This window comes from Pedobacter sp. 01T416_2, from assembly GCF_056398925.1.
On record NZ_JBFTQI010000146.1, the window covers coordinates 1 to 9522 of the forward strand.

General features: G+C 36.9%; 5 protein-coding genes and 1 pseudogene. All 6 read left to right on the top strand.

Features of this window, described 5'->3' with window-relative positions; genetic code table 11:
* Positions 1-421, top strand: a pseudogene (locus AC1DPQ_RS08540) (fasciclin domain-containing protein); the annotation flags it as partial.
* A gap of 32 nt (positions 422-453) precedes the next feature.
* Entirely contained in the window at positions 454-2133 is a 1680-nt protein-coding gene (locus AC1DPQ_RS08545) for a DUF5008 domain-containing protein (RefSeq protein ID WP_477608813.1), read from the top strand.
* A 36-nt stretch (positions 2134-2169) separates the two neighbouring features.
* Positions 2170-3876: a hypothetical protein gene (locus AC1DPQ_RS08550; RefSeq protein ID WP_477608815.1), complete on the top strand. Its 1707-nt coding sequence runs from the start codon at positions 2170-2172 to the stop codon at positions 3874-3876.
* 11 nt (positions 3877-3887) lie between these two features.
* A complete protein-coding gene (locus tag AC1DPQ_RS08555; protein WP_477608817.1) occupies positions 3888-5822 on the top strand; it encodes a M60 family metallopeptidase in 1935 nt (644 codons plus the stop codon).
* A gap of 5 nt (positions 5823-5827) precedes the next feature.
* Complete coding sequence (locus tag AC1DPQ_RS08560) at positions 5828-7534, top strand: alkaline phosphatase family protein (protein WP_477608819.1); 1707 nt, start codon at positions 5828-5830, stop codon at positions 7532-7534.
* 214 nt (positions 7535-7748) lie between these two features.
* A partial coding sequence (locus AC1DPQ_RS08565) for a glycoside hydrolase family 2 TIM barrel-domain containing protein (protein WP_477608821.1) occupies positions 7749-9522 on the top strand: 1774 nt, incomplete at its 3' end.

Here is a 9522-nt window from a genome sequence, read left to right on the forward strand (position 1 = left end):
GGATACAGTTTCTCAATTGTCGCAAATTAAACAGTCGGTTTGGAAAAACACTTTGTCTCAATATATTTTCAAGGGAAAAAATTTATTAAAGGATTATCCACAAAGAGACACTGCGTCTTACCTTGCTTATCCTGGTCAAAATTATACCTCTTATGCTGGTAAAATCATGAATATAGGTGTTATATTCAATGATGCGGGTGGTGTAGTTTATGCCGGATATCGCCAATTATATTTGGCTTATATACCAGATTTATCCAATCCACAGGTTTCATTGGTTAATATACCAGTTGCTAGCTCAGATATCCAACCTAGCAATGGAGTGGTTCATGTACTCAATAAGACAAAACTCAACTTTGGATTCAATACAGATACATTTATAGAACAAGTTATTACATCTGGTATTTTACCTCCAACACCTTAATTGTTAAATAATTACTTTTAAAATTGAATAAGATGTTCAAAAATAAAATATATCAATTTAAGCTAATCGGTTTGGCAATTCTTGCCATGGCTGTAATAGTTGCTTGTGAAAAAGAGAAAGGAATTGCAGAAGATCCTTATGCTGGAGGTAAAACTACATTAGGCATTAGTATTCTTTCAAAAAATACATCGCCTGATATTGTAACAGCTGGTACCAGTTTAACTATTAAGGTAAGCGGTTTAACAACGGCTAAATATAAGGATACTGATTTTAAAATATTTGTAAATGAGATTGAAGCCCCTTTAACCGCTAGAACAGATAGTACCATAAGTTTTAATGTGCCATTGGAAGCTAGTACGGGTAGCATGTGGGTTGAGCTGAATGGACAATTGTTTTTCGGGCCAGTGGTAAAAGTTGGCGGTAAGGTAAGTGTAGACAAAACCTTTAAAGTTGTAAATGGTGCAGGAACAGTAACGGGTAGTGGAAGCACAGATGTTTATACGATGCAAGCATTAGCCACTGGGAATTTTTTGTTGGGGGGGGCTTTTAGCAATTTTGAACTAAAGGGTACAGGAAAATTACCTAATGGAGGTATTGTTCAGATAGATGCAGATGGGGCTTACTCTACAGCAAATAGTTTTAATTTTGGAAAAGGGGCTGTTGGTAATAATCAAAGTATTTATTCCATTAACCTGATTACAACGGGAACCCATACTGGAAAATTTATAGTTGCAGGGAGTTTTACCGCTTACAACTCAACCAGAGGAAATAGACAAACCCTTAACAATATTGTAAGATTAAAAAGTGACGGTACTTTAGACAGTATGGTTGTGGATGTAATTAATCCCAAACCAGAAGAAACCTATAAGAATAAGGACACCGTAGCTGCATTTAACGCAGGTGTTGATGGAACAATCAGAAAAACCTTTGTTTTCGGCGAACAAATTTACATGATAGGAAATTTTCAAAATTTCAGAAGGATGTATGTGACTAATTCTAGCTATGATGCAAAAGTTTACGATGTAACCAAAATGCGTCAGATGGTAAGGGTAAACAGTGATGGTGCTATGGATTCGACTTTCCATTACAATAAAGTAACCAAGCAAAGTGCAATAGGTGCCAATGGTGCTATTACAGATGCGATGATGCAAAGCGATGGTAAATTAATTTTGGTAGGCAATTTTAACTCCTTTAATGGGACTGCTGCAAATCATATTGTTAGGCTAAACCTTGATGGAAGTATAGATAATACATTTAATGTAGGCACTGGCTCTGATGGAGATATTTATTCTATTCGTTACAATGCAACTACCAATAAAATTGTAGTAGCGGGTTTATTTAACACCTTTAACGGAAAAACAGTTGATGGTATAAATCTATTAAATGCAGATGGCTCTAACGTGAGTACGTTTACGAGTTTAGGCTTTACGGGAGGTATTACATCTTTCGCTGGTCAGTTAGCTAACGGTAAAATAATAGTAGCAGGTTCTTTTAATAAATATGGTACTTATTTGAGGCAAGGATTTGCCATACTAGAGGCAAACGGTAGTTTGGCAGTGGGTTATAACAATATAGGAGGCTTTCAAGGAAGGATTTATGATATGTATGAGAAATCAATAAACAATGGTGCCAGCGTTATTTTGGTGGGAAATATTGCAAGATTTAACACCATCATCCCTCATAATGTATTACGATTAATTATTGCTAACTAATAGATTTTAAAGAAAGGGACATATAAAATGAAAAGAATGATGAATTTAAACTTTAAGCACTTAATCGGCATTTTGATCATGGGTTTAGTTGCACTAAATTTTGGTTGCAACAAAGATTTTGAAAACACGTTGCCAAAATCTTTTAAAAACGATACAGCTGGTATTGGCAATAACAGTAAAAAGGTATTGTATATTATCATGGACGGTGTTAAAGGTTCAGTTTTGAAATCGTTAGCGCCAGCAAACATCACTTCAATAAGCCAAAATGCTATTTATAGCTACGATGGTTTAGCAGATTTTCAGTACAATCAATTAACGAATGCTGCTGCCTGGACCACTATGGTTACAGGTGTAGATTACACCAAGCATAATGTGACTAACGAAAATTTCGGAGGTCTTAACTTGCAGGCAACTCCAACTATTTTTACCAGAATCAAAGAAAGATTGGGTAATGTTAGGTCAGTTTCAATTGCAGCTTCTGCTGGTTTTAATGATAATTTAGCAGTTGATGCTACGGTAAAACAAACGGTTACTGATGATGCTGAGGTAAAGGCGGCCGTTGTTGATGAATTATCCACAAAAGACGCTTCCTTAGTGGTGGCACAATTTCATAGCGCCGAAACTGCAGGTGCTACTGCTGGTTATACAACAACTACACCAAGCTATACATTAGCTATCCAGAATATAGATAGTTATATAGGCGAAATTATGAAAGCATTAAATGCCAGAAAAACTTACAACACAGAAAATTGGCTAGTGGTAATCGCTTCTAATAAGGGTGGCGGTGCTTCTGGTGGTGCTAGTGGTAGTAACATCTATAATGATCTTTCCAGAAATACATTTTTAGCATTTTATAATCCCAAATTTGTTACAACAATAATAAACCAACCAGACGTGAGCAACTTGCCGTATGTTGGTACTGCACCGCGTTTTTTATCCAATGCAACATTAAGCCCACAAGCATTGCTAAACAGTAATACAAACCTAGGTAACTTTGGTACAAGTGGTAATTTCACCATGATGTTTAAAATGAGGGATGATCTTGGAGCAGGAAGTGGCTTCCCTGCGTTTATGGGTAAGAATGTTACATTTGGTTCTAGTGCAGGGTGGTATTTTTTTAGGGGAGGTAACAATATACAGCAAAGTTTTACTGGAGCTAGTACGCTACAGGGAGGTACAGTAATGAATGATAGTAAATGGCATACGTATGCAATTACAATAACTACATCTGGTAGTACCAGAACTGCTGTTTTTTATATTGATGGAATTTCTAAAGTAACAACAAATATTGGCGTAACGAACAGAGACAATATAGCTCCATTACGAATAGGAGCAGATATAGGGAAAAATACCAATTTTATGGTTAAAGATTTGGCCATATTCAACGTAGCCATGAGCGCTACTGAAGTTGCCAGCACCATGCGTGTCCAGCTTAGACCTAGTAACCCGTTTTTTGGTAATTTGTTAGGCTATTGGCCATTTGATGAAACCAGTGGTACTGTTGCCGTTGATGCTTCTGGTAAAGGTAATAACATGACTTATACTGGTCCCATTCAGTTTATTCCATTCGCCGAAGTATCGCCAAATATTTCTCCAGAAATTTCAYCAGCTGCATTTACGGCAGTACCTAATGGTGTTGATATTCCAGTATTGATTTATAATTGGCTAAACATTGCAGTTCCGTCACAATGGAACTTAATGGGGAAACTTTATACACCAGTTATTTCTTATCCTATCAATTAATTAACATTAATATGAAAATTAATCAGTTTAATAAATTATTTGTTCTTGTCTTGTTATTGGCCACAACGGCTTGTAAAAAGTACGGTTACAATATTCCAGATGGCTATCCTGACAATTCGGGAAATGTTGCTACCGGAACTATCGATACCAACTTAAAGGTTATTGATAAATCAAAGTATGCCCAGGCAAAAGTTTTTCCTGGTTTAGTAGATCAATCAGAACCTCGTGTTAAAGATGCCAAATTTACTTTGGACTTAAATTATAGCGATCAGACTGCAGATATTTTACGCATTTCTGTAGCACCAGAGCCACAATTTAGCACTGGTTATTATGCTGCACCTGGGGAGTTGGTGAAAATTGTAGTACCACAGGGTATAGAAGGTTTGGTTGTACAAATTGGTGGACATACAGATAACCTTAATGGTAAAACTCCATTATTAAGGGATCCTTTGGTGTATATGCGCCAGCAACTTTATGCAGGTAATAATTATGTGCGTAATTTATATGGTGGTACTATTTACATTCGTGCTAGCCATGCTTATCCTAACCCGGTTGAATTTACCATTACAAATGCTGTGGTTTCGCCAGATTTTATTTTAAATACAAGTACTGATGCTGCTTGGCTTGATCAGGTTAAAGCTTCAAAAGTACCTTGGTTAGAATTAAGAGCCAAAAGAGTAGTTTTTTTAATACCTAGAGATAGGATAATTGCTTCTTTAACCACAGCTAAGCCATTTAATAATCCAACAGCTGTATTAACCAACTGGAATCAAGTTTTTGATCTTGATTACAATGCTTGGATGGGCTTATCTGATAACGCCTTAGATCCAAGAGATAGAAGTCCGCAGGGACCATGGAGAGGCGTCTTGGATATTCAATTGAGTTTAGGATACGGCCACAGTGGCTTTCCTTTTGTAGGCCTAAACGATAATGAATGGTTTGGTTCTATGACAAGCCTGAATCTGGAAGGTGCTTGGGGAACCTATCATGAGTTTGGGCACAATATGCAGCAAGGAAAAGTTTGGAGTTGGAGTACCTTAGGCGAAACAACTAATAACTTATTTAATTTTAAAGTAGCCAATAGACGCGGCACCAACTATAGTATTTTACACGGTTCTGTAACAAAAGGTTTTCCATTGGCCGTTGCCTATGCAACCGCTGCTGGTACAAAAAACTTTGATACAGACCTAGCTATGAATGATCCATTTATGCGAATGACTCCATTTGTGCAGATTTTTGAGAAATATGGTTATGGAGCAATGACCTATTTGTATACTGAAGCTCGCCACGCTGAGCGACTAAACAATAGTGATATTACCATGCACAATTTCGTTTATGAAAAACTGTCTGATTACACCAAAACAGATTTAGGAACATTTTTTGATGCTTGGGGAATTTTAACCAGTCCGACTGTAAGAGATAAAGTTGCTGTTAAGTATCCACCTTTAGATAAGCAAATCTGGACCTATGAACCACTAAGCAAAACTGGTGGAACTGCCGTAATTGCTCCAATTGTTTATCCCTTTATCTTTAGCATAAGCTCAAGCCAGGTAGGCGATGGAGATCCGAAATTCTTAGTAGACGGTGTGATTTCAAGTGCCTCATATTGGCATTCTAACTATGGCACGGCAACAGCAACTAATACTTTAGGCTACCCAATAAATATCGTCATTAAAACAGCATTATTGCCTATTCCAATTAAAGGAATAACATTTGCACAAAGACAAAGTACTGGAGGCTATGTTAAAGATGTAGAAATTTTTACAAGTACAGATGCTGTAAACTATACTTCAGTTGGTACTTATACACTGCTGCAAAGTGCACCTAGGCAAGATTTTCTTTTCCCTGGTGGTGTAGTTAACGCTAGATATGTAAAAGTAGTAATCAAGAGTGGAGTAAATGCTACTTATGCAAACCTTTCAGAATGTAATATCATTAAACCTTAATCAAAATGATGAAAAAGCACAACTATATAATTTTAGCGAGTATGGTATTTTCTATATTGGCTATTACTGGCTGTAAAAAATATGATAACCCACCACCAGTTTATGAAGACTTAAAGCTGGTTAGTAGTGTACAAAGGAAGGTTTTGGTAATTAGTATTGATGGTGTAACTGGCAGTGAAATTAAAACCATTGCACCAACAAATATTACTGAGTTACAGAAAACATCAAAATACTCTTTTGATATGCTAAAAAGTGGTATAAGTAATGATGTGTCATCATGGGCAACCATGGTAACTGGTGTTGGTTTTTCAAAACACTCCATTGGTACAGGTAATTTTGATAGGGTGAATGATCCTAATGCGAATCAACATGCTGAAATTAAATCTTACAGAAATATGTTAGATTATATTACGCAGTATAAAGCTGTTAAAACTGCAGTAATTACCCCATGGGACAATTTGCGTAAATATTTAATCAATGCAGATTTTGCACCAGTAATCAGTACAGATATTGCTGTTAAAGATAGCACCATCAACATCTTAACTAAACAAGATAATGTTGGCACCGTAATCGTAAATTTTAGAGAGGTAGAATCTGCTGGTGCTAATGGTGGTTATTTGGCCACTAATACTAATTACAAAAATGCTATTGTTAAGGCCGATGAATATGTTGGTAATATCGTTACCGCTTTAAAAACGAGAAAAAATTACACCAATGAAGATTGGTTAATTATTGTTACCACCAACCACGGCGGAAGTGATACTGATCCTAAGAATGGATTTTTAATTGTTTCACAAAAGAATCTAAAGCAACAAGAGGTATTGAAAACAGGTTTTAATTCAGTTGTTTTTAAAACTGTTACTTCGAGGGCCACTCCTGTTAATGGTAGTACGAGTTTGTTCGATGCGGGACTTGCCGAAAATTTAACCGTACAAATGGAAACGAAATTTAACTCTAATAATGTTAACTACCCTACATTTTTAAGTAAGAGTACAAATCTAGATGGAGGAACTATAACTGGATGGCAGTGGGGCCATTATGCTGATAAGTTTGTTATCACAACGGGAGGGTCAGCAAATGGCGGTAATGGAAAATTAGATATGTCTTCAACAGTAAACCCTGGAACTGATTGGCATACACTTACCATGTCTATTGCTACAACAGTTAATGGGGCAGGAGTTCCTACTGCAAGAACATTGAAGATGTTTGTAGATGGTAATTTGCAAGGCTCTTTAGATATATTATCTCGTAAAAGTTTAGCAAATACAGAGATGTTTAGGTTAGGGCATAGAAAGGGAGACACAGATACACCAACGCCTTTTTATGGAGCTAACTTGCAATATTTTAATGTGGCTTTAAGTGATGCTGTTATAAAGGCAAATATTGGCTTGAAAAATATTACCCAACATCCAAATTATGCTAATCTTGTTGGGTTTTGGCCAATGGCCGAAGGAGCCGAATCAGTTCTTGCGAATAGAATACCTGGAGGAACGGATTTAAGCTTATCAGGTGTCTATACTTGGGATTATCTTAATAGTTTATATCCTCCTGGAGCAGTAAATGAGCCGATAACAAGTAATTTATCGATTATTGCAAAATCGTCTGATGTAGCAGCTTTGTCTCTATATTGGTTAAATGTTAAAATCTTGCCAGAGTTTGGTTTTGATGGTAATCCTTTCTTAAATCAGTTTGAAATAGAATTTTTAAAATAGCAGTTAGTTTAGTTAGTGAGCCCGTTGCTGCCTAGTGGCGACAACGGGTTTTTTCTTTTAAGGCAATTTGCAAAACGACATACCTATGCATTTCAACCGAAAAATTTCTTTTGTCGGTAACATATTTAAAACTCAAACGTTTGCGCTAAAACATTTTTATCATTATCAGTTAATCATCAGTAATTTGGAGCAGCAAACCAATTATACACACAGAATGAAGCGAAAATTAACCATTTTATTTACATCACTATTTATTGCCGGGCAAATCAGTGCACAAGATCTGCCCTCCGAACTGCAGACCCCAGAAGTGGTTTCGGTAAACCGTTTGCCTATGCGGGCATCGGCCTTTTCTTTCGAAAATCAGGATTTAGCAGCTAAAAGAGCCAAAGAAAAATCAGCATATTTTTTATCATTAAATGGTACCTGGAAGTTTAACTGGGTAAAAGACCCACGTAAACGGCCTACCGATTTTTATAAAGTAGATTTTGATGATAAAGGCTGGGATAATTTTAAAGTACCTGCCAACTGGGAAGTGAATGGTTATGGGCTTCCAATTTATGTAAACCAACCATATGAATTTGCTGGCAGACAGCTAACAGGCGCAAAAATGAACCCTCCATTTGATATTCCTGAGGATAATAATCCGGTAGGTTCGTACCGAAAGAAAATCAATATTCCGGCTAACTGGAGCGGTAGACAGGTGTTTATCAGCTTAGGTGCGGTTAAATCTGCTTTTTATATCTGGGTAAATGGTAAAAAAGTAGGGTATAGTGAAGATAGTAAACTGGCTGCAGAGTTCGATATTACCAAATATGTTCAGCCAGGAGAAAATACCATTGCCCTACAAGTTTACAGATGGAGCGATGGTACCTATTTAGAATGCCAGGATATGTGGCGCATATCGGGAATAGAACGTGAGGTTTATTTATATTCTACTCCAAAATTAGATATCCGCGATTTTAAAGTTGTGGGTAATTTAGATGCTACTTATACGAACGGATTGCTAAATGTAGACTTAGCGGTAGAAAATTATAAAATCGATCAGCGTACCAACCACAGCCGTCCAGATAGTTTTTTCGTAGCACTTGATTTAGTTGATGCAAAAGGAACTCATGTTTGGAAAGATGCCACCACAATCCAAAAAGTATTGGGCAATTATAAAACCGATCTTTCTTTTAAAACGCAGATCAGTAACGTGAAAAACTGGTCGGCAGAAATTCCTTATTTATATACGCTTTACATCACTTTAAAAGATAAAAACAATAAAATAATCGAGGTAATTCCACAACGCGTGGGTTTCCGCTCAGTAGAAATTAAAGGAAGCGATTTATTGGTTAATGGCAAACGTGTATTTTTAAAAGGTGTAAACAGGCACGAACACAATGCCACTCAAGGCCATACTTTAACCCATGCCGATATGGAAAAAGATATGGAAATGATGAAAAAACTGAATGTAAATGCAGTTCGTCATTCTCATTATCCGCCAGATCCTTATTGGATGGAACTCTGTGATGAGTATGGTTTGTACGTAATCGATGAAGCCAATATCGAATCGCATGGCCGTTATTACAGTTTGGAAACTACTTTTGCCAACGATAAACAATGGCGTATCCCTCATCTTGAGCGGATTACCAGAATGTACGAGCGTGATAAAAACCATGCATCGGTAATTACCTGGTCCTTAGGTAACGAAGCGGGTAACGGTGTTAACTTTTACGAGGCTTACCAATGGCTTAAAGGAAAAGATTTCCGCCCGGTACAGTACGAAAGAGCGGAGAGCGATTTCAATACCGATATGATTGTTCCGCAGTATCCTTCGCCAAATTATCTGCCACGCTATTCGAAACAGGATAAAGAAACACGCCCGTTTATTATGAGCGAGTATGCTCACATTATGGGTAACAGTTTGGGTAATTTTAAAGAATATTGGGATGCCATTGAGAACAACCCTAAACTACAGGGCGGTTTTGTTTGGGAGTGGATAGACC